The organism is Gordonia aquimaris, from assembly GCF_026262595.1.
GTDB lineage: Bacteria > Actinomycetota > Actinomycetes > Mycobacteriales > Mycobacteriaceae > Gordonia > Gordonia tangerina.
Genome location: NZ_JAPKFM010000003.1, coordinates 149,830 through 175,708, shown reverse-complemented (window position 1 = coordinate 175,708; position 25,879 = coordinate 149,830). Strand labels below are relative to the sequence as shown.

Here is a 25,879-nt window from a genome sequence, read left to right as displayed (position 1 = left end):
CCCGCGTATCGAGACCACGCAACCTGGTCTCGATACGCCCGCTCGTTCCTCGCGGGCTACTCGACCAGCGAACACCACACCCCCTCGTACCTCACGGGCTACTCGACCAGCGAACACCACACCCCCTCGTACCTCACGGACTACTCGACCAGCGGAAACCCCACGGGCTACACGACCAGCGGAAGCAGCGTCGGATGAGTGACGCGGGAGACTTCGACGACTACCTGAAGACGCTGGGCCGCTTGACCTCTCACGTCGACCCGACCGCATCGACGCCGGAGGCCGAGCGGATCACCACGGCCACGGGCAGCCTGGGTGAGCTCCTCGACACCGACGTCGCCGGGCTCGCGGCCTGGGTCCGCGATCATCCCGCCGACGTCCCGGTTCTCGGGCTGGCGGTCGGTCTCTCCCAGGAGAAGCTGAAGAATGTGTTGCGTGACCGGTTCGGCACCACCGGATGGCACGGCGTCGCGCGCACTCAGCCGGTGGATCTGGTCACCTGGCTCGACACCGAGTTCGACCTGGTCCGGATGCTGCGCACCCAACTGGAACGTACGTACACTTTTGCCGACATCCTGGTCGCCCGTGCCGGCAGTCGGGTGACCGCCACCCGGGCCGGCGCTTCCGGACGCCGCATCGAGGACGAGATCGAGTCCATCGCACAGGATCTCGGACTCGACTACACCACGCGGTCGCGCTTCACCGGCCGCAACGGCCGCACCGCCCCGGCCGATCTGATCATCGGCGATCCCGACACCGCCGACATCGTGGTGGCCGCCAAGGGTTTCGACTCCACCGGCAGCAAACTCACCGACGCGGTCCGCGAGATCGAGGAGATGGCCGAGGTGCGGCTGCCGCGACAACTCGTCCTCGCGGTGATCGACGGAATCGGCTGGAAATCAAGGCAATCCGATCTACGGCGTATCCACCAACTGTGGGCCGACCGGCAGATCGACGGCATGTACACATTGGTCAGCCTGGACCGGTTCCGGGAGGACGTCCGCGAGTTCGCGACGCTGCGCCGACTGATCTGACTGCTATTCGCCGTAGAGCCGAGCGATGTCCGGCGAATCCAGCCAGCCCGAATACGTCGGGGTGCGCGGCCAACCGTCGGGGGAATCCTGCCATTCCTCGCGCCGCCCGTAGGGCAGGGCGTCGATCAGTGGGAAGGTGTGCGAGAGCTGCTCGGTGCCGCGACCATTCGTGTGCCAGGTGCGGTAGACGGTGTCGCCGTCACGGAGGAAAACGTTGACGCCGAATCCCTCACCCGGCCCGGCGTCGACGTCGGCGCCGAATGAGCTCTCCGACGACGAGTACCACTCCATCTGATTGCCGACGCGTGCCTTGTAGGCGAGGGCTTCCTCGATCGGCCCGTTGGTGACGATGACGAACCGCGCGTCATAGTTCGCCAGGAAGTCGAGCCGGGTGAACTGTGCGGTGAAGCTCGTGCAGCCGCCGCACTGGAATTCTGCGCCGTCGCTCCACATGTGGTTGTAGACGATCAGCTGGGCGCGGCCGTCGAAGACGTCAACCAACGAGATCGGCCCGTCGGGTCCGATCAGTGTGTAATCGGGCATCTCGACCATCGGTAACCGGCGTCGCTGCGCGGCGATCGCGTCGAGTTCGCGGGTGGCGGCCTTCTCCCGGGCCCGGAGTTCGGCGAGGGCGGTTCGCCAAGACTGTTCGTCGACGACCGGCGGCATCTGTGCGGACATGAGTGATCCCCTTTCGCTGTCCCACTACTGACCGTGCCGGGCGACGAAACTCATCGGTCTAGTCGATCCGACGCGGCAATCGCACCCAGAACCGCGATCCCTGCCCTGGTGTCGAGTCCACCCCGACGGTACCGCCGTGCGCGTCCACCAGTGCCGAAACAATGGACAACCCCAGCCCGCTGCCGCCGCCACGGTCGCCGCGATGACGCGACGAGTCGCCCCGGTAGAACCGCTCGAACACATGCGCGGCCTCCTCGGGGGTCAGACCTTGCCCGGTGTCGGCCACGGTCATCACCACGTCATCGTTCTCGGCGGTCGTGTCGACGTCGATGCCCACGGTGATCGACGCGTCGTCGGGTGTGTGCGCGATGGCATTGTTGATCAGGTTCCGCAGCACTTGCAGCAACCGCGGCGCGTCGCCGGTCACCACGGGCGGCTCACCGGTGGTACCTATCTCGACGTGGATCTCACGGTGCGGGGCGGCCGCCGCAGCACCGTGCACCGCGTCGGCGACGACGGCCAGCAGATCGACCGGGCGGTTGTCGACGGGGCGGTGGGCGTCGAGGCGAGCCAACATCAGCAGGTCCTCCACCAGCAGACCCATCCGGCCGGCCTCGGCGTCGATCCGGCCCATCGCATCGGCGGCGTCGGGCACTGCGCCCTGCTTGTACAACTCCGCGAACCCCTTGATCGAGGTCAACGGTGTACGTAGCTCGTGGCTGGCGTCGGCAATGAACCGGCGCATCTTCTCCTCCGAGGTGCGTGCCTGTTCTTCGGATGAGCGAGCCTGCTGTTCAGAGGCGGCTGTTCGTGCAAATGCCCGCTGGATCTGGCCGAGCATTGTGTTCAGCGACTCCGACAGACTGCCGACTTCGGTGTTGGGCGGGGCCGGCGGCACCCGCATGTTGAGGTTGCCCGCCGCGATCGCGTGGGCGGTCTCCTCAACCCGACGCAGCGGCCGCAGACTCGACCGCACCAGCAGATAGCTGAGCACACCGATCGCCAGCACGACCAACGCACCTATGCCCAACTGCAGCCACATCAGCCGTGTCAGCGTGGCGTGGACATCGCTGAGCGGGGTGGCCACGATCGACACACCGTAGGGCGTCTCGTCCTTGATCACCCGCCACTGCGGGCCGTCGCCGTCGGCCGAATCGACGGTCATCGGTCCGGTGCTGCCCTCGGGAAGCGACTCCAGATCGGGTTGCGACGAGAAGTCGTTGTTGACGATGGTGTTGCCGTCGCTGGTGACGATCATCGAATAGAACTGCGACGGCGGGCGACGCGGCCCCAACGGCGGTCCCGGGGTGAAACTGACCGGGTCGCGCGGCTTGGCCCAGGTCTCCACCGACGACGTCAGACCTTCGTCGGTGCGCGAGAGCAGGTCCTGCTTCATCGCCGACGTCACCGCGATGCCTGACGCAAACAGTCCCAGCACCACCAGGACCAGGGTCAGGCCGACCAGCGACAGCCGCAGCGGCAGCCCGCGCTTACGGGCCGGCTCCGGTGCGTGTCCGGTCGGGTCGGTGGTAGGTGGGGAGGTCACTCGCGGGGCTCTCGCATCACGTAGCCGACGCCGCGCAAGGTGTGGATCAGGCGCTTGTCGCCGGTGTCGAGTTTGCGGCGCAGATAGGAGACGTAGGACTCGACCACATTGACCTCGCCACCGAAGTCGTAATTCCACACGTGGTCGAGGATGCGGGGCTTCGACAACACGGTTCCGGCGTTGACCATGAAATAGCGCAACAGGGTGAATTCGGTGGGTGAGAGCGCCACCAAGTTGCCCGCCTTCCACACCTCATGCGTCTCGTCATCGAGTTCGATGTCGGCGAATGTGATGCGGGCCGACTCCTTGGCCTGCTCGTCGAAACCGCTGCGACGCAGCAACACCTGCAGCCGGGCGACGACCTCCTCGAGCGAGAACGGTTTGGTCACGTAGTCGTCGCCGCCGATGGTCAGTCCGTTGATCTTGTCCTCCACCGAATCGCGGGCGGACAGGAACAGCACCGGGGCGTCGATGCCGTCGGCGCGCAGCCGGCGCAGCAGCCCGAAACCGTCCATCCCCGGCATCATCACGTCGAGAATCAATACATCGGGTTTGAAGGTGCGGCAGCGGTCGAGCGCCGACGGCCCGTTCTCGGCGGTCGAAACCTCATAGCCCTGGAACTTGAGCGACACCGACAGCAGCTCGCGGATGTTCTCCTCGTCGTCGACGACGAGTACCTTGGCGCCCTGGCCGCCTGCCGGACCGTTCACAGATTCGCTCATGCCATCACTCTCGCCGACCAGCCTGCCATGGATCTGGACGGTTCCTGGGAGAACTCTGTGAATGCTCACCAGCCCTGATGCCGGATGTCGACCAGGCCGCGGGCTCAGCCACGCATGAACGGCGCAGGGTAGCCCGGGGTGGGCCGAACCTCCCCCAACCACCCCGCCAGCGCCTCGGCCTGCTCGGTCAGCGCGCGCATCGCCACCGCCGGCAGTTCCTCGAACGGGTGTAACTCGATGTGTCCTTCGTCCTTGTTCTGACGCCAACCGCCGACGATCCGCCCGTCCCACCAGGCCGTCTGCCCGCCGTTGCCGTTGCGGTCGAAGACGTGCTCGGCATGTGGGCCGAGGTAGAAACCACGCTCCTTCCAGCCCATCGTGGTGGGGTCGAGTTCGGGCAGCAGATGGGCCTGCGGTGGCGGCGCATCGTCGGCACCGTCGGGCAGGTCGTCGGGCAACAGGTAGCCGACGGCGCCGCCGTCGAGGTCGACCTCGACCGCGTCGAGGTCGGCCAGCGCGGTACGCACGACACGTTTGGTGCTGCCAACCACCAGACGATATCGGTCTCGGTGCCCGGTCCGAATGCTCGCAACCAGCGGCGCACCATGGCGCGGTGACCGTCGGCCGCCGACACCTGCGGGAGTTCGTGGCCCAGCCAACGTTCCATCGCCACCCACGATGGCCGCGACAACGTCCAGGTCGCCGAGTTGGGTCCGCGCACGATCTCCCCGGCCGCGCTCATCATGTTCAGCACACGCGGTCCCATCGCGACGCGACCACCCCACGACTTGCCCTGGCCGTAGACCACGTGGCCGTCGAGGACCGGGTTGCGGCGACGGAGTTCGGTAGAGGTCCGCGCGCAGCCGTCGGCGAGGTCGGTGGCCACCGCGGCCCGCGCCGCGTCGATCCAGGCGTCCGGGTCGTCGAAGTCGGGGCTGCGACGCAGGTCGCGGAGCATGTTGGTGCGCTCGGACGCGGTCACGCGGGGGCCGACCGCACCGATCGCCTCGGCGAGCACGGTGTGTCCGAACACGAACAACGTCCGGCGCATGGCGAGTTGTTTGATGAGAGTCCGATCGGCGTACAGCGCGCGGTCCATCGTCTCGGGATCGAACCCGGGAAGCCGCGCCCACGCCGACAGGTAGACCGTCGACGGTGTGGTGGCGTGCAGTCCGACGAGGTCGTCGACCATCTCGGTCAGCGCCGCGGTGGGGTCGGTTCGGTCGAGGTGATGACGTCGGATCAGTCGTCGGCGGCGTTCGGCGTCGTCGACGACGGGTCGGGTCGTCATGCCGCGGGTGCGGCGATCGCTTCGATCTCGACGAGCTGGTCGTCGTAGGCGAGGACGGTGACGCCCATCATCATCGCCGGCGGTACCGGGGTGCCGAACTCGGCGACGATCTCGTCCCAGGCGACCACCAGATCTGCCTGCAACTGCTCGGCGACGTAGATCGTCAGCTTCGCGATGTCAGCCATCGAGGCACCCTGATCGTCGAGCACGGAGCGCAGGTTCGCCAGACAGGTCCGCGTCTGGCCGACCACATCGCCGGGCGGGACGATCGCGCCGGCCGCGTCGAGCGGGCTGATGCCCGCGGTGAAGATCAGCGGTCCCGCGGTGACTGTCGCGCTGTAGGCGAAGCCGGCGGCCGGGAGCGTGGACGAACCGTTCAGACGGAGACGGGCCATGCCCGCGATCCTACGTCGACGCTCGAGAGGTCGACTGCAGCCGTTGCACGACCCGCACCCCCGACCTGACGGCGTCCGTCGCGCCACCGCGCGTCGGGCAACGGCTGCAGTCGCGCGTTCGATGGCGGTCTCACGCGCTGATGTCAGTTCACCCCGATCGCCGCCGCCAGGCCAGCGACCGGCGCCGGGACTCGACATCGTCGCTGTTCAGGGCGTAAACGCACATTCCGGACCGGACACCGGAGGGGATCCGGCAACGCGAAACCCCCTGGCGTGGGTCATTCACCCGAGGTGTTCGGCCTCACTGGAATGGCGATCCGGGCGACGTTGGGCGCATGATGTTCCGGAGAGTGTCGGTCGGGGGATTTTCGGTGATGGTGAGTGGACTTCGGTAGTGCGTTGGCGCGCCTGTTCGTGCAGGCGGGCCGGCCGACACTGCGGGCTGCCGCGGCACGCTCGACGGTGTCGGCGCAACGGATCAGTGACTGGCGTAACGGGCGCCACTTGCCGCGGGATTTCGCGACCGTCGAACCGCTGCTGCTGTGGCTGACGGCGCGCGCGGTGGCCGATGGGCAGGACGAGGTGTTGAGCCTGCCGCAGTGGAAGGACCTCTGGGACAAGCACCTGACCGAGGCGGACGAGCCCGACCTCGCGCGACCGACCACTTCCGCGGTGGCCCGCCCGTACGCCGGGCTCGCGACGGTCACCGCCGCCGACAGCGCCGTGTTCTTCGGCCGCGACGATCTGATCTCGACGCTCGTCGACACCATCGTGGAGGCCGCCGACGCCCCGACCGGTCCCCGACTGATCATCGTGGCCGGTGTGTCGGGCTCCGGAAAGTCTTCCCTGCTCGACGCCGGCCTGGCGCGCGACCGCCGCGTGCGGGCCCCCCGCCGGGCCGTGATCACCCCGACCGGACTGCAGCTACCCACGGCCTACCCCGGCACACATGCCGAGCCCGAGCCGGCGGACAGCGGGTCGTCGCGTCGGCTCCCCGAGGTGATCGTGCTCGATCAGTTCGAGGATGTGTTCGCGCTGCCGCCGACCGTGCTGGTCGAGACGATGCGCGCGGTCGAGGAGCTGTCGCAGGACTCGGTGGTCGTGCTGGGCGTGCGTGCCGACTTCTTCGGCCAATGCGTGGAGTTCGGGTTCCTCGCGCAGGCCTGGCAAACCCGCTGTGTGATCGTGTCGGAGATGACCGGCGCCCAGTTGCGCGAGGTCATCACCGGTCCGGTCCGGCTGGCCGGCGGGCGGATCGAGTCGGGCCTCGCCGACGTGCTGATCAGCGACCTGCATGCGGCGTCCACCGTGGGCGACCGGGCCGGCCGACTCCCGCTGCTGGCCCACGTGCTGGCGGCGACCTGGACACGCCGGTCGGGTAACCGAATGACGATCTCGGGGTATCGCGCCACCGGCGGCATCGCGCGTGCCGTCGCCGACACCGCCGAAGCCGCCTGGTCGGCTGTGGAACCCGACGACCGCAACCTGGCCCGCGCACTGCTGCTGGCGCTGGTGCATGTGGGCCCGGGCGGTGCGGCGCTGCGCGTGCCGCTGCACACCGACACCATCGCCGACCGGTTCCCGGCCCGCATCTCCGCGGTCATCGACATCTTCGCGCAGGCCCGTCTGCTGATCGTGACGTCGGACTCGGTGATGCTGGTCCACGACGTGGTCCTGACGGCATGGCCCCGGCTGGCCGAATGGATCGCCGCCGACTCCGGCATCCACCAGTGGCGACAGCAACTCGACACCGACACCACCGCGTGGCTCGACACCGATCGCAGCCGCTCGTTCCTCTACACCGGATCGCGCCTGGACGACGCCCGCCGACATCGCGCCGCGCTGCGCCGCACCTACCAGCATCTGCTCTCCGCCGAGAACGAGGCATTCCTCGACGCCGCGTTCACCCAGCAGCGCCGACGACGACTGATCCGGGTGCTGTCGATCACGGTGGTGGTGGTGCTGGCCGTGGTGTCGACGATCACCGCGGCCATCGTCCTACGTCAGGCCCACGACCTCACCCAGCAGCGCAACAACGCCGAACGGGCCGCGCTGTTGTCGCACATCGACAGCCTGCAGCAGACCAATCCGTCGATGGCGGCGCGCCTGCTGCTGGTGGCGCTCGATCTCTATCCCGACGACCCGACCATCAGCCAACGCGTGTTGGGCGCGTCCACCAGTCCGCTGTCGGAGCCGCTGACCGGGCACTCCGGTCCGGTGTACGACGTCCGGTTCTCCGCCGACAGCACAATGTTCGCGTCCGCCAGCGGCGACCGCACCGCCCGGCTGTGGCAACGTACCGCCGACGGCTCGTATCGGACGGTGTCGACGCTGGGCGGCTACGGCAACTATCTGACCTCGGTGGCCTTCCACCCCAGCCAAGCCCTGCTGGCGACAGGCAGTGGTGACGGCACCGTCCGCGTGTGGGACATCAGCGAACCGTCGGCGCCACGCCAACAGGTCTCGGTCAGTCCCGGGCACGGAACCGTCTACATGGTGCGCTTCGCGCCGGATGGGCGCCACCTCGCCGCGTCGTCAGACGACGGCACGGTCACCATCTTCGCCGTCGACGCGTCCGGGGCGGTACGCGAGACGGCCATGCTGGCCGCCCATTCCGCGGCCGCACGCACCGTGGCCTACAGCCCGGACGGTCGACTGTTGGCGACCGGTGGCGACGACAAGGTGGTGCGACTGTTCGACACCTCAGACGATGACCGACCGGTGCCCGCAGCCCCGCCGATCACCGGTTTTCCCAGCATCACCCACGCCGTCGCGTTCAGTCCCGACAGCCGCACCCTCGCGGTCACCGGCGACAGCCCCAACGCCCAGCTGTGGAATGTCGCGACGCCCTCGCGTCCCACCCCGGTGACGACCTCACTGCCCAACACCACCGCCGGTTCCTGGTCGATCACCTTCGACGACGACGGCGATCAACTCGCCTCGGCCCGCGCCGACGGGCGGGTGACGGTGTGGAACACCATCGACCCGGCGATGCCGGTGACGCAATGGACATTGCAGTCGGCCAGCATGCAGGGCACGCCGGAGCAGGGCTCGGTCCGGACGTTCTCCAGCATCTTCAGCCCGGATGGGTCGAGCATGGTGGTCGGGCGCTCCGACGGCGCCATCGACCTGTGGCATCTGCCCACCGGCGTCATCCCCGATCGTGGCGGCACCGTCACCGGCCTGGCCAACAACGCCGACGGCACGGTGCTCACCACGGTCGGCACCGACACCACCCTCAATGTGTGGTCCACCAGCCCGGAGGGATGGGCCCGGCAGTCACGCACTCCGATCCAGCGGCGGGTCAACGATCACCCGTCGGTCAGTGTGAACGCTGACGGCACGTTGGCCGCTACGGCGAACAACAACGGCGGGCTGGTGCAGCTGTGGGATATCGCCGACCACGCCGATCCGCGTCGCACCGCCGATCTGCGGGTGTCGACGCGATACACCAATGCGATCGCCTTCTCCCCAGAAGCCGACCTTCTCGCCACCGGCACCACCGACACCACCGTGCAACTCTGGGACGTCGGCGATCCCCGGCAACCGAGGGCCGTCGGCGCCCCACTGACAGGGCCCGAAGACCTCATCCGCAGTGTCGCGTTCAGCCCCGACGGCCGACGGCTGGCAGTGACCTCCGACGACAAACGCACCTACGTCTACGACCTCGACGGCGACCGGCGCGCGCCGACCGCCGTCGTCACCGACACCAGCCCGGCGGCGCGGGCGGTGTTCAGCCGCGACGGCACGGCACTGATCATCGCCGCACGTGACCTGTCCACCTGGGACGTCGGGGAGGGCGGCGCCAAGGAGATCGATCGCAAACCCAACATCCACGCGGCGACGTTGTCGCTGACGCCGACGCGACTGGTGGTGGGCACCGCGACACATCACCTCACGACCTTCGTGTTCGATCGCGGCCGGCTCGGCGCCCAGCAGTCGATCGTCCCGTTGATCACCACCACCGATACCACCACGAAGTGGCAGTTCCCGGATCACATGTACAGCGACGACACCATCATCACCGCCGGTGACGTGACCGGGAGCATCCACCTGCAGACCACCGACCTCGCCACCGCCAACCGGTGGATCTGCGACAGCACACCGCACCTGACCGAGTCGCAGCGCGAACTGTATCTGCCGCACACCGACATCGCCGACGAATGCCATAGCTGATCGCCGCGCGAGCGGCCTCGGGTCACGCGCCAGCCGATTGGGCCCGCGCGATCGTCGCCGTCACGGTCCACAGACGACGGAACCCGCCGCAGGCGTATCTGCGACGGGTTCCGGCTCGGCGTTTCGCGAAGTATCAGTACTCCGGGAACAGCGTCAAGGCCCACTCGCCGACCGACTCGAGTTCCGGATTGGTTTCGACGGCCTTGGTGATGCCCAGCTTGATGTTGTCCAGCGTCGGCGCCGCGTTCTCCACCGTCGGCTCGATGGTCGGCAGCGGCTGCGCGCTCGCGGGCGCCGCGGCGAACGCCATCGCCCCGGCCATGGCTGCCCCCGCAAACCCTGCTCCGACCACCCGACGCACGACCTTCGCCCGCGTACCGCGTGCGCTCGTCTCGTTGATTCCCCGGCCCATCTCGTCGACCGCCTTTCCCCCGCCTCAGGCGCGAGTGTCGTGTGAATGACTGCAGTGAACCAATGTATGCGGTGATCGGGCCGCCGGGCACATCGAGATGGCTTGAGTCACAAAAGTTATCGGGCAGCGACAATTGCCAGTGAGGACCGGCGGTTCACCACAGCGCAGCGACTACCGGAAGCTCAGCACCTCGTCGCCCCACGCCCGGCGAATGTCGCCGTCGAGATCGTCGACGACGCGGTCGTCGGAATCGACGACCAGCGTGGACCGCGTCTGTTCGTCGAACATCGGCCACGGCAATGCACCGCCGTCATCCGGCACGCCGTGGTGGGCGAACGAGGTCCAGCGCCGTTGCAGCCGACCGGAGATCTCCTCGCCGGTCTTGCGTCCCCCGAGCTTGAACGTGATGTCTTTGGGCCCGGCGACGAGATTGCCCCAGACGTAGGGCAGTTCGGTGGCGTGCGTGGCCCCCACCCGCAGGGCCCGCAGCATCCGGGTGGCCCAGTCGAAGCGGTACAGGTAGACCGGTGTGTGCCGTCCGTGCGCTTCGGCAAGCCACACCGTGGGCATCCGGAAGGCGATGTCCCGCGCGACACCGAGACCGGCGACCTTGGGCCGCATCCCCGAGTACGCCGAGGTGATCTGCGCGCGCGGCGGCACCGTGACATCCGGGTACTCGGCCATCATGTCGGCGAACATCCGCTCGATGTCGCTGGGGGTGATAGGCATCAACGGCGACTTCATCCACTTGAACAGCGCCGCCTCGTCCTTGTTGGTCCCGATCAACAGGGGCACCGGCATCGATTCGCCGGCCCGGAACACATCCATCGGGTGCCGGGGAACCAGGTCGCCGTCGATGACCGGGGCGAACGCGATGGTGCCGGGATTGTCCACCGGAACGTCGGTGAAGACCGTCATCGTCGCCTCGGTGATCCGTGCGACGTCAACGGTGGCGAGTTGCTCGGCGTCGGCGGATCGCAGACCGAGCGCCGCCATCAGCTTCTCGGCGATCCCCGCCGAGCGCTCGTGGTCGTACATCGACGTCGCCGGTGAACTCTGTGCGATCGCCCGATGGAACAGACCGTCGGCGGCCGCCATCGTCAGCAGCGTGGTGACGATTCCGGCGCCCGCCGACTCACCGAAAACGGTGACGTTGTCGGGATCGCCGCCGAAGCCGGCGATGTTGTCGCGCACCCACTGCAGTGCGAGAAGAATGTCGCTGAGCGCCGCATTCGACTCGAACCGAGGCTGCGTTGAGTCGAGGAGGTCGTTGAGCGATGTGAGGTCGGCGAAGCCGAGTGCGCCGAGCCGATAGTTGAGCGTCACCACGACGACGCGGCCGTCGCGGGCGAGGTCGGTCGCCTCGTAGAGCGGCTGGCTTCCGCTGCCGAACACGTAGGCACCGCCGTGCAGCCACACCATCACCGGTAGCGCCTCATCGGCGACCGGCGCCCACACATTGAGGAACAGGCAGTCCTCACCCATCTGGGCATCGGCGCCCAATGCGATGGCGGGGTTGCGTTCCTGCGGACACACCGGGCCGAACTCGGTGGCATCGACGACGTCGTCGTGGGGTTGCGGGGGCCGCGCCCGACGCCACCGCAGGCCCCCGACCGGAGCCGCGGCGTACCGGATGCCGCGCCAGACGTCGACACCGTCGCGACTGCTGCCCCGAACCGGTCCGTGGGTGGTCGTCACGACCAGATCTGCTTCGCCCATGTCCCCATCGTGGCGCGAACCCGCACACCGCGCCCACAGATGTGACACACCGGTCACCTTCTACTCTCGGAACCGTGCCTATGACCGAGTTGATCGAGTTGCCCGGTGGCCGGTTCCGGATGGGCTCGGACCGGCACTACCCGGAAGAACAACCTGCCCACGACCGGGTAGTGGAGCCGTTCGCGATCGAACGCCATCCGGTCACCACCGCACAGTTCGCCGAGTTCGTCGCAGCCACCGGATATGTCACGGTCGCCGAGCAGGCGCCGGACCCGGCCGATTTCCCCGACGCCGACCCGGCCTCCCTCCTGCCCGGCTCGGTGGTGTTCACCCCGAGCGCGGCACCGGTGGACCTGCACGACTGGCGGGTGTGGTGGCGCTGGCAGCCCGGCGCAAGCTGGCGCCGACCGACCGGCACCGACAATCTCCTCGTGGCCCGCGCCGAGCACCCGGTGGTGCATATCGCCTACCGCGACGCCGCCGCCTACGCCGACTGGGTCGGCCGGCGCCTGCCGACCGAGGCCGAGTGGGAGTTCGCGGCCAGCGGCGGTCTCGACGGGCAGGAGTACGCCTGGCCCGGCGACGAGCTGCGGCCCGGCGGGCGCGACATGGCGAACACCTGGAAGGGCCGATTTCCGTACCGCAACGACGGTTGGGGAACGACGTCGCCGGTCGGCACGTACCCGACCAACGGGTTCGGCCTGCTCGACATGATCGGCAACGTGTGGGAGCGATGCTCGGACGTGTGGGTACCGCGTCACCCGGTGTCCGACACCGCAGCCGTCGATGCCGACGGTCGCCCGAACCTCCTTGCGCCCACCACGTCACCGCAGGTCATGCGGGTCACCAAAGGTGGATCGCATCTGTGCGCACCGGAGTACTGCCGCCGCTATCGACCGGCCGCGCGCTCGGCGCAGTCCGACGACTCGGCGACGTCGCATCTGGGGTTTCGGTGCGTGGTGTGAGTAGGCAGATCTCGCGCGGATGAAACGCGTCACAACCAGGAACACACCCCGCCTCCGAGGCCGTTGACTTCTCGGTTCTGGCGCCGGAGGCGGGTTGTTGGAGCCCCCCTGCCGGAGGCGGGTTGTTGGAGCCCCCCCTGCCGGAGGCGGGTTCTTGGAGCCCCCTGTCAGGATTGAACTGACGACCGCTCGCTTACAAGGCGAGTGCTCTACCACTGAGCTAAGGAGGCATGCGTGCGCGAGTATATCGGCCGTGCGTTGGGATGGTTGAACCCCGTCCGGCTGATCGAGGACCGTCCGGCGACGATCGACACGATCGAGCCGGGCAGCATCATGGTCTCGCCGCGCAAACCGATCGACAGGTTCGACGTCGCGGCGATCACCGAGGTGCTCGACCTCGCCACCAAGATCGGTGCGGTCCTACTGGATTCGGGCACCGCTGCGATCGACACGCAGCAGCAGATCGCCTTCGTGTGCGGTGTCTACGGACTCGAGGACGTCGACGTCGACGTGACCTACAACACCATCGTGGTCAGCGCGCGCCGCGGAGCGACGTTGCCGCCCATCACGACGATGGAGCAGGTCTACTACCGCTCGATGGACTTCACCCGGTTGGCACAGATCGACCGGCTGGTCCGTCGTATCCGCGACATGGCGATCACACCGTCGACGGCACACCGCAAGGTAGACGAGATCATCACCGCGCCGCACCCGTATCCACACCGGATCGCGACCGGCGCCTGGGGCCTGATGGCCGCGGGTGTGTCGGTGTTGCTCGGCGGCGCCGAACTCGGCGCGCTCATCGCTTTTGTGACGACGGTCGTCATCGTGGTGATCAACCGCCGCCTCAATCGGATCGGTACCCCGGTGTTCTTCCAGCAGCTCGTCGGCGGATTCATCGCCGTGGTGCCGGCCGCCGCCGCGTTCGGTATCGCGCAGAACCTGAATCTGTCGATCGACCTGATGCCATCGTTCGTCATCGCGGCAGGCATCGTGGTGCTGTTGTCGGGGTTGTCGCTGGTCGGTTCGGTGCAGGACGCGATCACCGGCGCCCCGATCACCGGTGTCGCGAGATTCTTCGAGTTGTTGCTGATGACCGGTGGCCTCATCGGCGGTGTCGGTATCGCGATCAGCGTCCTGGAGCATGTCGGCATCTATCTGCCGACGATCACACCGCAGACCACCTTCCCGGCCGTCGAACTGCCGGTCCGTATCTTCGCCGGCGCCCTGGCCGCGTTCGCCTTCGCGTTGGCGAGCTACGCCGAGAAGCGCGCCCTTCCGGTGGCGTTCATGGGCGGTGCGATCGGCGCCGCGGTGGTCGCGTCGGCGTCCTTCGTCGCCGCGGTCGGTGACGTGGTGGCCAACGGTGTGGCCGCTGCCCTGGTCGGACTGGTGGGTGGTCTGCTCGCCCGCCGCGCGCTGACCCCGCCGCTGGTTGTGGCGATCGCCGGCATCACGCCGCTCCTGCCGGGTCTCGCGGTCTACCGCGCGCTCTACGGTTTGCTGGGGGATCAGACCCTCGACGGCATCACCTGGATGATGAACGCCCTGGGCATCGGCGCCGCGCTTGCGGCCGGTGTCACGCTTGGTGAGTTCATCGCCCGCTCGTTGCGGCGTCCGCAGCTGCCCGTCCGTCCGGCGTGGATGGGGATGCTGCGACGCAATCGACTGCAGGGGTATCGCCGACGCCCGTGACCTTCCCGGCGTGTGACCGGCGGCCGCCCGCGGAGCAGGTAACATCGTGATGCGCACACCAACGCCGGTCGTGCACGCGCCACCGGTCACCGCCGGCGGCACACCGCTGTGAAGCCAGAGGACTGTAATGCCTGCGAAAACCACCGACATCACCGACGACGAGTTGGAGCCGGTCGCCGACGAGACGGCAAGTTCCGCACGTCGCGTCGTCGCCGCCTACGCAACCGACGCCGACGAGTGCCGGATGCTGCTGTCCATGCTGGGAATCGCGCCGGGCGAGAACGCCTGAAACGCATGGCGGGGTCCGGGGACGAGTCCAACGGCGGGACCACCGCCGACCATGAGTTCGGTGACGCGCAGTTCGTGGTCGTCGCCAATCGACTGCCCGTCGACAAGGAGGTCCTCCCCGACGGGACGGTGAACTGGAAACGCAGCCCAGGCGGTCTGGTGACCGCGCTGGAACCGATCCTTCGGTCGCAGACCGGCGCCTGGGTGGGCTGGTCCGGTATTGCCGACTCCGACGACAACCCCGACATCGAGGGCATCGACATCCATGCGGTGCCGCTGTCCACGCAGGAGATCGCCGAGTACTACGAGGGGTTCTCCAATGCCACGCTGTGGCCGCTGTATCACGACGTTCTGGTCAAACCCGAGTATCACCGCGAGTGGTGGAACACCTACGTCGAGGTGAACCGACGCTTCGCCGAGAAGACCGCCACCGCAGCGGCCGAAGGCGCGATCGTCTGGATTCAGGACTACCAACTGCAGCTGGTCCCCAAGATGCTGCGGATGTTGCGCCCGGACCTCAAGATCGGCTTCTTCCTACACATCCCCTTCCCGCCGGTCGAGCTGTTCATGCAGCTGCCCTGGCGTACCGAGATCGTCGAGGGTCTGCTCGGCGCCGACCTCATCGGATTTCATCTGCCGGGCGGCGCCCAGAACTTCCTGTTCCTCGCGCGTCGACTCGCCGGCCAGGCCACCAGCAAGGGCACGGTCGGCGTCCGCTCACGGTTCGGTGTCGTGCAGGTGGGCTTCCGCACCGTTCGGGTCGGCGCCTTCCCGATCTCCATCGACTCCGGTGACCTCGACGCCAAGGCACGGTCCAAGGACATCCGCAAACGTGCCGCCGAGCTCCGCGAAGAACTCGGCAATCCGAAGACGATCATGCTCGGCGTCGATCGTCTCGACTACACCAAGGGCATCGACGTACGACTCGAGGCGCTCTCCGAATTGTTGGCCGAGCACCGGATCAAGCCCGAAGAGACCGTGATGATCCAGCTCGCGACGCCGAGCCGGGAACGTGTCGACAGCTATGTCCGGATGCGCGCCGGGATCGAACAACTCGTCGGCAACATCAACGGTGTCTACGCGACCGTCGGCCAGCCGGTGGTCCAGTATCTGCACCGGCCGGTGCCGCGCGACGAACTGATCGCCTTCTTCGTCGCGGCCGACGTGATGCTGGTGACGCCGCTGCGCGACGGGATGAACCTGGTCGCCAAGGAGTACGTGGCGTGCCGCAGCGACCTCGGTGGCGCCCTCGTGCTCAGCGAATTCACCGGGGCCGCAGCCGAGTTGCGCTCCGCCTATCAGGCCAACCCGTATGACCTCGACGGCGTCAAGGACGCGATCGAGGCTGCGGTGCAACAGTCCACCGAGGACGGCCGCAAACGCATGCGTGCGTTGCGTCGCCAGGTGCTCGCCCACGACGTCGCCAAATGGGCCGAGAGTTTCCTCGGCACACTGGAGTCGGTGACCGAGACCGCCGCCGACCCCAATCGCGGGGTACATCTGGTCCAGGGTGGAACGGAATCGTCGGACAGCAACGAATGAGCGCCACGGGCATCCCCGCAGACTTGCGCGAGTCACTGACCGCCGCCGCTGCAGTACCCACGCTGTTGGTCGCCTCCGATTACGACGGATGCATGTCGCCGTTGGTGTCACGCCCGGAGGATGCGGTACCCAACCCGGCGTCGGTCGCCGCCATCGAAGCGGCCGCAGCCCTCGCCGATACGGCGGCCGCCGTGGTCTCCGGCCGGGAGCTGGCGGTGTTGGCCGACCTGTCCGGGGTGAAGGGTCCGGTGACACTCGTCGGCAGCCACGGCAGCGAGTTCGACACCGGCTTCGTCGAGGAGATCTCCGAAGCACACCGCGAGCTACTTCATCGGTTGATCGACGAACTACGTTCGATCGCAGCAGATCACCCTGGTTCGCGGGTGGAGACCAAACCGGCCAGCACCGTGCTGCATGTCCGCAATGCCGCACCGGCCGACGCCGACGCAGCGCTCGAGGCGGCGCGATCAGGCCCCGCGCGATGGCCCGGAGTGCATGTCACCGAAGGCAAAGAGGTCATCGAGCTCGCCGTCATCGAGACCAGCAAGGGCCACGCCCTCGACGTGCTCCGCGACCGGGTCGGCGCCGACGCGGTCATCTACCTCGGCGATGACGTGACCGACGAGAAGGCGTTCGCGCACCTCGATTCCGAGCGCGGCGACGTGAGTATCAAGGTCGGCGCGGGTGACACCATCGCCACCCATCGGATCGGTGACACCGACGACGTCGCAACGGTGCTCGAGTTCATCGTCGCACGGCGGCGGGAGTCGACAGGCCGATAGTGCAGTCTGGCTGCGATCGATGTCGTCGACCGGCGAAGCAACGCCGCGGTCTGGGCTCCGTGTCCGTCCGCATCACCGCTGAGCCTGTCCGGATGGATAATCCAGTCGACCACTGCCACAGGTGATGCTCGCGGACACGTCCGAAACGGATAGGTCGCGTGGAATGCGCCCACCGCAGTCGAGGTCAGCCCACCGCGCCCGCCCCCACCAACGGATCAACCGTGCGCGCCCGTTTCGCCGACTCGCGGATGACGCGATGGACAAAGCCGAGCTTGCGAACCACCGGCCGCGGGATCTCGAACGGGTACAGCGGACGGGCCCCCATCGCGCCGTTCACCCGATTGAACATGGTGGACAACCACTTCCAATCGTAGAGCAACCGTTCGATCGGCTCGTCGGCGTAGGACTGCAACGGCACGATGTCACGGTCCATGGTGAACACGACTTGCGCACTGCTCAGCATCAACCCGGATTCACGCGCGGTGTCGATGGTTCCGGTGATGTGCAGGTAGTGGGCGAAACACTCCGCGAAGTCCTCCCACGGGTGCATCGTCGCGTACTCGGAGATGAAGGAGTCGCGCCAGTTGCGCGGCGGACCGTAGGTGTAATGTCTGTCGATCGCGTCGGTGTATGAGGCCCGCTCGTCGCCGAAGAGCTCCCGGGCCTCATCAAGGTATTCCGTTGCGCCGTCGCCGGTCTCGACCAGATGGTGTTCGAAGTAGTGACCCACCTCGTGCCGAAAATGACCGAGCATCGTCCGGTAGGCCTCGCCGAGGTCGACGCGCAGCCGTTCACGATGGGCGTCGAGCGATTCGGCGAGGTCGATGGTGATGACACCGTTGGCATGTCCGATGGTCACCGGCCGGCCGGTGGTCTGGCTCGACAACAGGTCGAAGGCAAGGCCGCCGTCGGTGCGCCAGAACGGCTCCACCGGCAGGCCCAGATCGACAAGCTGATACACCAACATGCGCAGGTCGCGGGTGGTGGAGTTGAGTTTTTCCAAAGCGATCGTGTCATCCGGATCGGGTTGCCGTCGGACCAGCGAGCACGGAAAACACCGGCCCCGCAGCCCGATCGACTCCGGCCCCACTTCCGCGGGGGTGACCCAATTGCAGCCGGTGCGGGTGCGGTTGGCACAGTACACCCAGCGTCGGCCGTCGATCAGCACGCCATCCTCTGCGACGACAACCAGCGAACGACTCGGAAGGTGGACGCCGACAGCGGTTCCGCATTGAGGACACTGCCGTGGGACGAACCCCGACAACGCGTTGCAGACGGGGCACGAGAGCGCATGCACAGCGCTCAGCCTATCCCGATTCGGGCCTCTCCGGTGTCGGTCGGCAGGTCGCCGGCCACCACGGCGGTCACCTTGTAGGAGTTCAGGTTGATGGTGCCCCGATGGTTGTCGAGGAACGCCGTGTCGGCGGCGTCGCGGCCGGTGGCGATCCGCACCATGGACTGCCGCGGCGCCAGCCCGGTCGCGTCGACCACCACCCACCGTCCGTCGACCAGTGCCTCGGCGACCGCGTGGAAGTCCATCGGGTCGCAGCCCGGCGCGTACACCGCGACCAGTCGGGCCGGGATGTTCAACGCACGCAGCAGAGCCACCACCAGATGTGCATAGTCGCGGCATACCCCGGCATTGGCGAGCAAGGTGTCCGCGGCTCCGTCGATCGGGTCGCTGGCGCCCGGGATGTAGCTGAGCCGATTCTCCACGTATTCGGCCACCTGCTGCAGCAGTTCACTGGGCGGCAAGTTTATGTCGAACTGGCCGGCAGCGAATCCGAAGAACTTGTCGGCCTCAGCGTATCGACTGGGACGCAGGTAGATCGAATGGTCGGTCACCTCGACCGCGATGGGGTCGGCCGGTGAGGTGACCGATGCCGAGTAGTCCACCACCACCAAGCCTGATTCGACCTGGATGCGGTGGATGCGGGATCCGTGCTCGCCGACGATCTCCTCGGGTTCGACGGCGTCGCCGTCGATGGTCATCGACAGTTCCTCGGTGAGGTCGAGACCGGGCAGCTTCGCCACGGTGATCTGGAATTCGAGCTCCGTGGCAGCGGTGACGTACACCTCGAGGTTGGCGGAGACATCGCGCGTGGCTGTGGTCATGCCCCAACGGTAGGCGATGGCTCACCGGTGGTCGCGGCGACGGGGTCGGCATAGACAACACTGAGCGCCATCACCACGGCCGCACTCTCCTGCACGCGCAGACCGAACTGCGACGGCGAGATCTCGAGCGGGCGGGCGATGGTGGTCGCCGCATCGAACGCGGCCTGCACGGGTGCCAGACCGTGCGGGTGAGCGGCGAACGCGTCGCCGGCGACGACCACACCGTCCGGGTTGAGGACGTCGCGCAGCATCGCGACCACACCACCGAGTACCTCGGCACGCTCATCGACGATCGCCGAGTCGTTCTCACCGACGCCGAGCCGTCGGGCCGCGGACTGCGCGGCACCCCGGCCGATCACATCCTGCAGGACGGGTCGCGCCGCGGAGGCGAGATGGGGTGCGACGACAGGCAGATGCGCGATGGAACCGGCGCCGCGCAGCGGCATCAACACCTTCCCGTCGACAGACATTGCCATGCCGACGGTCTCGCGGGCATAGAAGAACAGGCCGGTACCCACGATCTCCCGCGGCGAACTCAGCAACAGTTCGGCAGCCGCCATCGCCTGCACGTGCTCGCCGACCGAGACCGGGACGCCGAGAGCGGTGGCCAGCATCTGCCCCACCGGGACACGCCGCCAGCCGAGAACCGGATGGTCGATTCGTCCCGTTGCCGCATCCACGGCACCGCCGGCGGCGACACCACCCCACAGCAACCGACGCCCACTGAACCGGTCGACGAGTTCGGCCAGCTGATCGCACAGATCACCGACAGCCGCCTCGTCGCGCGGTGTGCGGACCGCATGGCTGTACAGGGTCCGTCCGCCGAGGTCGGCGATGGCCAGCAGTGTTCGCCGTGCGCCGATGTGCATTCCGGCGACGCACAATGTGTCTCGGTCGATGGTGAGGGGATGTTTGGGTCGCCCGATACCGCCGGGGTCCACCAGATCGGGCCGGTCGACGATCAGACCGATCCGAGACAATGCAGCGACCTGACGGTTGATGGTCGCCGGTGACAATGCGGTCGCGGCGGCCAGGTGATCACGCGTCACGGGGCCGCTGACCCGGATGGCGTGCAGCACGGCCGCGGCGGGCGTGGAGCCGACCTGCAGGGCCGCGGGCACGACTCCGGTCGACGACATGCACCAAACTTAGCAACGCAGTGCCGTCGCTAAGCTGAGGTCATGAGCAGCTCCCTCGAACGCGGCACGACGGACACGGACAAAAAGCTCGCGGTGGTGACCGGCGCGAGCTCGGGGATCGGCGCGGCGACCGCACGTCAGCTTGCCGAACAGGGCTATCACGTCGTCCTCGGCGCCCGACGTACCGAGCTGATCGACGAACTCGCCGCGGAGATCGGCGGCACCGGCCGTCGCCTCGACGTCACCGACGAGGATTCGGTCGCGTCCTTCGTCGACGGACTCGATACCGTCCATGTCCTGGTGAACAACGCCGGCGGCGCCAAAGGGCTCGATCCCATCGCGACCGCAGACCTCGACGACTGGCGGTGGATGTATGAGACCAACGTCCTCGGCACGCTGCGGATCACCAAGGCGCTGCTGCCCGCACTGATCGCATCGGGCGACGGCCTGATCGTGACAATCTCCTCGATCGCGGCCCTCGAGGCGTACGACAACGGCGCCGGCTACACCTCCGCGAAGCACGCACAGGGTGTGCTGCATCGCACGCTGCGCTATGAGCTGCTCGGAAAGCCGGTGCGCCTCACCGAGATCGCACCGGGCATGGTCGAAACCGAGTTCTCGCTTGTCCGGTTCCGCGGAGATCAGGACCGCGCCGATGCCGTCTACCAGGGCCTGACCCCATTGACCGCCGACGACGTGGCCGAGGTAATCGGTTTCGTCGCCTCGCGGCCGCCGCACGTGAACCTCGACCAGATCATCCTGAAACCGCGAGATCAGGCCTCGGCTCGGCGAAACATCAAGACGGGGTAGGCGCGCCCACCCGTACCCGACGAACTCAACCCGCCGGCGCCGCCGACCGCGGCGCACCGGATGGCGTTGCCGGCGCATCGATCTGCTCGGGATCGCCCTGGATCGCCGACATCCCGGTCCAGGTGTCCCAGTCGAAGATCCAGTCGAAGATGTCGCCGTCGGCCTCCGACAACTCGATGCGGGTACCGGTCACCTCCACCGGATCGCCGTAGACCGCGGTGTCGAAATATCGTTGCGCATTCTCCAGAGACAGATTGATGCAGCCGTTGGTGACGTTCGACGACCCTTGCACGCCAATGGTTTCCGGGTTGGCGTGGATGAACTCACCGTTGTTGGAGATGCGGACGGCGAAGCGTTCGCGGATGTTGAAATACCCGGCCGCGGGGTTGCTCATGTAGAAGTCTTCGTACTTCTCGGTCACCACATGGATGCCCGAACGGGTGACGTTGCGATCCAGGTCGCCCTCACCGTAGCTACACGGCAGCGTCATCAGCACGGCACCGTCACGCACCACCACGATCTGATGCGACGACGACTCGGCCTTCACGATCTGTGATCGTCCGATACCGAAGTCGCTGGTCACATCCGCTGCGCCATAGGCGCCGCCGCCGTGGTCGACGCCGTAGAGGTCGGCCGACATGTGCACCTTGGTGCCCGGCACCCAATAGTCCTTGGGTCGCCAGTGCACTCGTGACCCGTTGTCCTCGCCGAGCCAGGCCCAGGCACCCTCGGTCTCCGGTTCGGTGGTGACGCTCAGCGCCTTCTCGACGGCTTCCTTGTCGTCGACCGTCGCATTGAACTTCAGGATGATCGGCGCGGCGATACCGACCTCTTGGCCGTCGCCGATGTTGACCACCACGTTGATCTGCGACTCTGGGGTCAGCGTCGTGAACGTCCCTTCGACCGGCGCGGTGACCCGGTCGCTGCCGATGGCGCTGCCCTGCCACGTGTATTCCGACCCGTACCCCAGAGGTTCGGTGATGGTGAAGGTGGTCTGGTCATCCGACATCTCCCCCTGCACCACCTTGCCGTTCGGGTTGAGCAGCTTGATGTCGGGATTGAGTTGACCGTTTTCGGCTTTCACCGAGAACGTGTCGGTGGGGTTCGGGGCGTCCGGCGAGTCGAGCGAAGGCGTGAACACGACCTGCACGGTGGGCTCGGCGGGTCCCGCGTTTTCGCTGGCGGAGTCGCCGCCCGAACACGCGGCAACCGCCGCACCGACAGCGCCGAGTCCGGCGGCGGCAAGGACGGTGCGACGAGTGACGAGAGATTTCGCAGTCATAACATCTCGAGCCTACCGAGCGAATGTCCGGAAAACCCCATCTGCCAGCTGTGATCTGGCTGAAAAACCGACGATCACCCGGGCAGGTGGGCGCGCTCACCTTCGTGGTCGAAAATCGACACGATCTCGGCCGGCCCGTCGACGGCGGCCATTCCGTGGGGCACCATGGTCGAGAACTCCGCCGCCTGGCCGGTAGGGACCGCGATCACCCGCTCCCCGAGGTGCAGCCGGATGGTCCCGGAGATGACCGTGAACCATTCGCGGCCAGGGTGTACGCCCAGGTTGTTCGGGTCCACGACGTGCTCTTCGGTGATCCGCATCTTGGCCACCGTGACCCCACCGGGAGTCTGATTCCGCGACAGCTTCCACACGGTCATTCCGGCGGTCCGGTGCGACTCTGGACGGATCACCACGTCCTCGTCGTTGGACGGCTCGACCAGCTGGTCCAGGGTGGTGCCCAGGGCGCGCGCGATGGGCACCAGCTGGTCCAACGCCACTCTCCGATGCCCGGTCTCGATGCGACTCAGCGTCGACGGACTCAGGAAGCAGCGCGCGGCCAGTGAGTCCAAGGTCCACCCCTTGGCCACTCGCAGCCCCCGAATCCGCTGACGGACCACCGCATCAATTTCTTGCTCCATACGCAAGACTGTATGCCAATCCGGCATTTCGCCGCTACCGTCGACGGTATGACGCAGTCCGCACACCCACCGCACACCGGGCACCATCCCGGTCACGACGCACATCGGCGGCACGGCCATCACCACAGCGCCCACGCCGCGCACACGCACGATCCGGCCACCGCCGACGCGATGGCCGAAGGCATGGCCGAGGTGCTCGACCTCGACGCAGCGGCCTCCGGCGGATTCGTCGACGAGCTCGCCGAACGCATCGCCGACCTGATCGCCGCGCCACGCTCCGTCGTCGACCTCGGGTCGGGCACCGGCGGGCTCACCGCGCGCCTCGCGGCCCGCTTCCCGTCGGCACAGGTCACCGCGCTCGACAATGCGCCGGACATGCTCGACCGCGTCCGCGACGCGGCCCGGGCCGCCGGTGTCGGCGATCGTGTCCGGACGCAGGTCGCCGATCTCGACACCGCACTGCCGGGCGATCTTGCCGACCTCGACGTGGTGTGGTCGTCGTCGGCCATGCACCACTTCGCCGCGCCGGCGGACCTACTCGGCAATGTCCACGCCGCAGTCCGGCCCGGCGGCCTGCTGATCGTGGTGGAGCTCGACGGCCTTCCCGCTTTCCTCCCGCCCGACACACCCGATGGACAGCTGGAGCGTCGCCTGCACACGATCATGACCGAGCGCGGGGCCAACGCCCACCCCGACTGGTCGCCGGTGATCGTCGGCGCCGGCTTCGACCTGCTCGAGACCCACGCCATCACGAATGCACCGGCACCGCCGGATCTCACGAGTCGCTATGCGCACGCCTGGATCTCGCGGATGGCGCACGGCCTGGCCGAGGAACTGTCCGACACCGACCGGTCCCGGCTCGATGACCTGCTCGCCCCCGCCGGACCATCGTCGCTGGGCACGCGCGAGGACCTCACCGTCAGAACCCGCCGCACCGCATGGATCGCCCGGCGGCCCGAACACAACCAGGAGAAACCATGAGCAGCAAGAGTTTCGACGTCGCGATCGTCGGCGGCGGCCCCGCCGGGCTGAGCGCGGCCACCACCCTGGCGCGGTCCCTGCGCTCGGTCCTCGTCGTCGACGGCGGCCAACCCCGCAACGCCCCGGCCGACGGCGCCCACAACGTCCTCGGCCAGGAGAACATCTCACCGACCGAACTTCTGGACCGCGGGCGGGCCGAGGCGCGCAGCTACGGAGCGGATTTCGTCTCCGATGAGGTGATCGACGCTGCGCGTGGCGACAACGGCACGTTCACCCTGACCCTCGCCGGCGGCGACACGGTCGACGCACGGCGCGTGCTGCTGGCCACCGGTCTCGTCGACGAGCTACCCGAGGTACCCGGAGTGCCCGAACTCTGGGGCTCCACGGTGCTGCACTGTCCGTTCTGCCATGGATGGGAGGTACGCGGTCAGCGGATAGGCATCCTGGGCACCGGGCCGATGGCCGTCCACCAGACGTTGCTGTTCCGCCAACTGAGCGACGATGTCACGTTGTTCACCCACACCATGGGCGAGATCGAACCCGCCGAGCGCGAACAGCTCTCGGCACTCGACGTCGCCATCATCGATCAGACGGTGGACCATCTCGACATCGCCGACGGCACGCTGGCGGCCGTCGCACTGACCGACGGCGACCGTATCGAACGGGACGCACTGGTGGTCGCACCGAAGTTCGTGGTCCGATCCGCGCTCTACTCCAGCCTGGGCGGAACGCTCGCCGATCACCCGATGGGGCAGTATGTGGCGACCGATGCGATGGGCGCCACCGACATCCCCGGTGTCTGGGCCGCCGGTAACGTCGCCAACCTTGCCGCCACGGTCGCGGTGTCGATGGGTGCGGGCGTAACCGCGGCCGGCGCGCTGCACATGGATCTGATCACCGAGGACACACGCCGCGCGGTCCAGGCCCGACGCTCACGCGCCCTCGCAGATGCCCAAGAAGCTGTCTGACCGCCGCGCCGCGGTCAGTCGGCGAAACCGTCGAGCACCGCACGCGACCCGGACAGTCCAAGCCGGGTCGCGCCTGCGCCGATCAGCTCCGCCGCGAACTCGGGTGTGCGGATGCCTCCGCTGGCCTTCACCCCGACCGTCTCGCCGACCGCGGCACGCATGAGGCGGACCGCCTCGACGCTCGCGCCGCCGGATGGATGGAAGCCGGTGGAGGTCTTGACCATCGTCGCACCGGCCTGCGCCGCACGGCGACAAACCTCGGTGACCGTGTCGGGACCGGCGAACTCGAGCAGCGCAGCAGACTCGATGATGACCTTCAACACCACGTCGCCGATGGCCTCGCGGACGGTCAGCACGTCGGCGAACACCTCGTCGAAACGCCCGTCGACCGCGGCGCCGACATCGATCACCATGTCGACCTCCTCGGCTCCGGTGTCGACGGCCAGACGGGCCTCGGCCGCCTTGACCAGCGAATGATGCTTGCCCGACGGGAACCCGGCCACCACGCAGGTCTTCTGCTCGCCGGTGTCGATGGGCAGCATCGACGGCGACAGGCACACCGCATACACGCCCAGGTCGGCGGCCTCGGCGACGGTGGCCTCAGCGTCCGCGCGGGTGGCCTCGGGTTTGAGCAGAGTGTGGTCGATGAGGGCCGCGACATCGCGCCGGGTCAGGTCGGTGGTGATCACACAGACGAG

22 protein-coding genes, 1 tRNA gene and 1 pseudogene are annotated in these 25,879 nt (G+C 67.7%); 10 read left to right on the top strand and 14 right to left on the bottom strand.

Features of this window, described 5'->3' with window-relative positions; translation table 11 throughout:
• Positions 1-194 precede the first annotated feature (194 nt).
• A complete protein-coding gene (locus OSB52_RS04465; RefSeq protein WP_266060386.1) occupies positions 195-1,034 on the top strand; it encodes a hypothetical protein in 840 nt (279 codons plus the stop codon).
• 3 nt (positions 1,035-1,037) lie between these two features.
• On the opposite strand, the gene OSB52_RS04460 is transcribed toward OSB52_RS04465, so the two are convergent.
• The 5 genes and pseudogenes from OSB52_RS04460 to OSB52_RS04440 form a co-directional block, all read right to left on the bottom strand.
• Positions 1,038-1,715, bottom strand: coding sequence for a DUF899 domain-containing protein (locus OSB52_RS04460; RefSeq protein ID WP_235723984.1), 678 nt, complete (start codon positions 1,713-1,715; stop codon positions 1,038-1,040).
• 58 nt (positions 1,716-1,773) lie between these two features.
• On the bottom strand, positions 1,774-3,261 hold the full coding sequence (locus tag OSB52_RS04455) for a sensor histidine kinase (RefSeq protein WP_266060385.1): 1,488 nt from the start codon (positions 3,259-3,261) through the stop codon (positions 1,774-1,776).
• Positions 3,258-3,983 carry a response regulator transcription factor gene (locus tag OSB52_RS04450; RefSeq protein WP_235723982.1) on the bottom strand — a complete coding sequence of 242 codons (726 nt, stop codon included), beginning with the start codon at positions 3,981-3,983 and terminating at the stop codon, positions 3,258-3,260. The genes OSB52_RS04455 and OSB52_RS04450 overlap by 4 nt, the downstream gene beginning before the upstream one ends.
• A 104-nt stretch (positions 3,984-4,087) precedes the next feature.
• Positions 4,088-5,274 (bottom strand): annotated as a pseudogene (locus tag OSB52_RS04445) (winged helix DNA-binding domain-containing protein).
• On the bottom strand, positions 5,271-5,669 hold the full coding sequence (locus OSB52_RS04440; protein WP_266060384.1) for a RidA family protein: 399 nt from the start codon (positions 5,667-5,669) through the stop codon (positions 5,271-5,273). The pseudogene OSB52_RS04445 and the gene OSB52_RS04440 overlap by 4 nt, the downstream one beginning before the upstream one ends.
• A gap of 381 nt (positions 5,670-6,050) precedes the next feature.
• Here OSB52_RS04440 and OSB52_RS25145 point away from each other — a divergent pair, with 381 nt between their 5' ends.
• Positions 6,051-9,845: an nSTAND1 domain-containing NTPase gene (locus tag OSB52_RS25145; RefSeq protein WP_350339587.1), complete on the top strand. Its 3,795-nt coding sequence runs from the start codon at positions 6,051-6,053 to the stop codon at positions 9,843-9,845.
• Between the two features lie 133 nt (positions 9,846-9,978).
• On the opposite strand, the gene OSB52_RS04425 is transcribed toward OSB52_RS25145, so the two are convergent.
• Positions 9,979-10,257, bottom strand: coding sequence for a hypothetical protein (locus OSB52_RS04425; protein WP_235723979.1), 279 nt, complete (start codon positions 10,255-10,257; stop codon positions 9,979-9,981).
• A 171-nt stretch (positions 10,258-10,428) separates the two neighbouring features.
• Positions 10,429-11,976 (bottom strand): carboxylesterase/lipase family protein, encoded by a 1,548-nt coding sequence (locus OSB52_RS04420; protein ID WP_266060382.1) that lies wholly within the window; start codon positions 11,974-11,976, stop codon positions 10,429-10,431.
• Positions 11,977-12,056: 80 nt separating this feature from the next.
• Here OSB52_RS04420 and OSB52_RS04415 point away from each other — a divergent pair, with 80 nt between their 5' ends.
• Complete coding sequence (locus tag OSB52_RS04415; RefSeq protein WP_266060548.1) at positions 12,057-12,941, top strand: formylglycine-generating enzyme family protein; 885 nt, start codon at positions 12,057-12,059, stop codon at positions 12,939-12,941.
• A 155-nt stretch (positions 12,942-13,096) separates the two neighbouring features.
• Here the strand turns inward: OSB52_RS04415 and OSB52_RS04410 are convergent.
• A tRNA-Thr gene (locus OSB52_RS04410) sits at positions 13,097-13,171 on the bottom strand.
• 4 nt (positions 13,172-13,175) lie between these two features.
• On the opposite strand from OSB52_RS04410, the gene OSB52_RS04405 reads away from it, so the two are divergent.
• The 4 genes from OSB52_RS04405 to otsB all read left to right on the top strand — a co-directional run bounded on the left by OSB52_RS04405 (position 13,176) and on the right by otsB (position 17,248).
• Positions 13,176-14,636 (top strand): threonine/serine exporter family protein, encoded by a 1,461-nt coding sequence (locus OSB52_RS04405; RefSeq protein ID WP_235723977.1) that lies wholly within the window; start codon positions 13,176-13,178, stop codon positions 14,634-14,636.
• Between the two features lie 127 nt (positions 14,637-14,763).
• Positions 14,764-14,925 (top strand): hypothetical protein, encoded by a 162-nt coding sequence (locus tag OSB52_RS04400; RefSeq protein WP_006330670.1) that lies wholly within the window; start codon positions 14,764-14,766, stop codon positions 14,923-14,925.
• 5 nt (positions 14,926-14,930) lie between these two features.
• The gene (locus OSB52_RS04395; protein ID WP_266060377.1) at positions 14,931-16,466 is read left to right on the top strand and encodes an alpha,alpha-trehalose-phosphate synthase (UDP-forming); all 1,536 of its coding nucleotides are present in this window, start codon (positions 14,931-14,933) and stop codon (positions 16,464-16,466) included.
• Positions 16,463-17,248 carry a trehalose-phosphatase gene (otsB, locus tag OSB52_RS04390; RefSeq protein ID WP_235723975.1) on the top strand — a complete coding sequence of 262 codons (786 nt, stop codon included), beginning with the start codon at positions 16,463-16,465 and terminating at the stop codon, positions 17,246-17,248. The genes OSB52_RS04395 and otsB overlap by 4 nt, the downstream gene beginning before the upstream one ends.
• Before the next feature lie 184 nt (positions 17,249-17,432).
• Here otsB and OSB52_RS04385 read toward each other — a convergent pair whose 3' ends face one another.
• From OSB52_RS04385 to OSB52_RS04375, 3 genes are read right to left on the bottom strand one after another with little or no spacing between them, the layout of a single operon-like run.
• Positions 17,433-18,545 carry a zinc-binding metallopeptidase family protein gene (locus OSB52_RS04385; RefSeq protein ID WP_266060376.1) on the bottom strand — a complete coding sequence of 371 codons (1,113 nt, stop codon included), beginning with the start codon at positions 18,543-18,545 and terminating at the stop codon, positions 17,433-17,435.
• 5 nt (positions 18,546-18,550) lie between these two features.
• Positions 18,551-19,363, bottom strand: a complete 813-nt coding sequence (locus tag OSB52_RS04380; RefSeq protein WP_266060374.1) for a transglutaminase-like domain-containing protein — start codon at positions 19,361-19,363, stop codon at positions 18,551-18,553.
• Entirely contained in the window at positions 19,360-20,502 is a 1,143-nt protein-coding gene (locus tag OSB52_RS04375; RefSeq protein WP_266060373.1) for an ROK family transcriptional regulator, read from the bottom strand. The genes OSB52_RS04380 and OSB52_RS04375 overlap by 4 nt, the downstream gene beginning before the upstream one ends.
• A 42-nt stretch (positions 20,503-20,544) precedes the next feature.
• Between OSB52_RS04375 and OSB52_RS04370 the strand changes: the two genes are divergently transcribed.
• A complete protein-coding gene (locus OSB52_RS04370; RefSeq protein ID WP_266060372.1) occupies positions 20,545-21,312 on the top strand; it encodes an SDR family NAD(P)-dependent oxidoreductase in 768 nt (255 codons plus the stop codon).
• A 25-nt stretch (positions 21,313-21,337) separates the two neighbouring features.
• On the opposite strand, the gene OSB52_RS04365 is transcribed toward OSB52_RS04370, so the two are convergent.
• The gene (locus OSB52_RS04365) at positions 21,338-22,594 is read right to left on the bottom strand and encodes a L,D-transpeptidase (RefSeq protein ID WP_266060371.1); all 1,257 of its coding nucleotides are present in this window, start codon (positions 22,592-22,594) and stop codon (positions 21,338-21,340) included.
• Positions 22,595-22,668: 74 nt separating this feature from the next.
• A complete protein-coding gene (locus OSB52_RS04360) occupies positions 22,669-23,232 on the bottom strand; it encodes a helix-turn-helix domain-containing protein (protein ID WP_266060370.1) in 564 nt (187 codons plus the stop codon).
• A gap of 48 nt (positions 23,233-23,280) precedes the next feature.
• Here OSB52_RS04360 and OSB52_RS04355 point away from each other — a divergent pair, with 48 nt between their 5' ends.
• Both OSB52_RS04355 and OSB52_RS04350 read left to right on the top strand, forming a co-directional pair.
• The gene (locus tag OSB52_RS04355) at positions 23,281-24,213 is read left to right on the top strand and encodes a class I SAM-dependent methyltransferase (protein WP_266060369.1); all 933 of its coding nucleotides are present in this window, start codon (positions 23,281-23,283) and stop codon (positions 24,211-24,213) included.
• Positions 24,210-25,181: an NAD(P)/FAD-dependent oxidoreductase gene (locus tag OSB52_RS04350; RefSeq protein WP_266060368.1), complete on the top strand. Its 972-nt coding sequence runs from the start codon at positions 24,210-24,212 to the stop codon at positions 25,179-25,181. Before OSB52_RS04355 ends, OSB52_RS04350 begins: the two co-directional genes overlap by 4 nt.
• A 14-nt stretch (positions 25,182-25,195) precedes the next feature.
• On the opposite strand, the gene deoC is transcribed toward OSB52_RS04350, so the two are convergent.
• The gene (gene deoC, locus OSB52_RS04345) at positions 25,196-25,870 is read right to left on the bottom strand and encodes a deoxyribose-phosphate aldolase (protein WP_266060367.1); all 675 of its coding nucleotides are present in this window, start codon (positions 25,868-25,870) and stop codon (positions 25,196-25,198) included.
• Positions 25,871-25,879 lie beyond the last annotated feature (9 nt).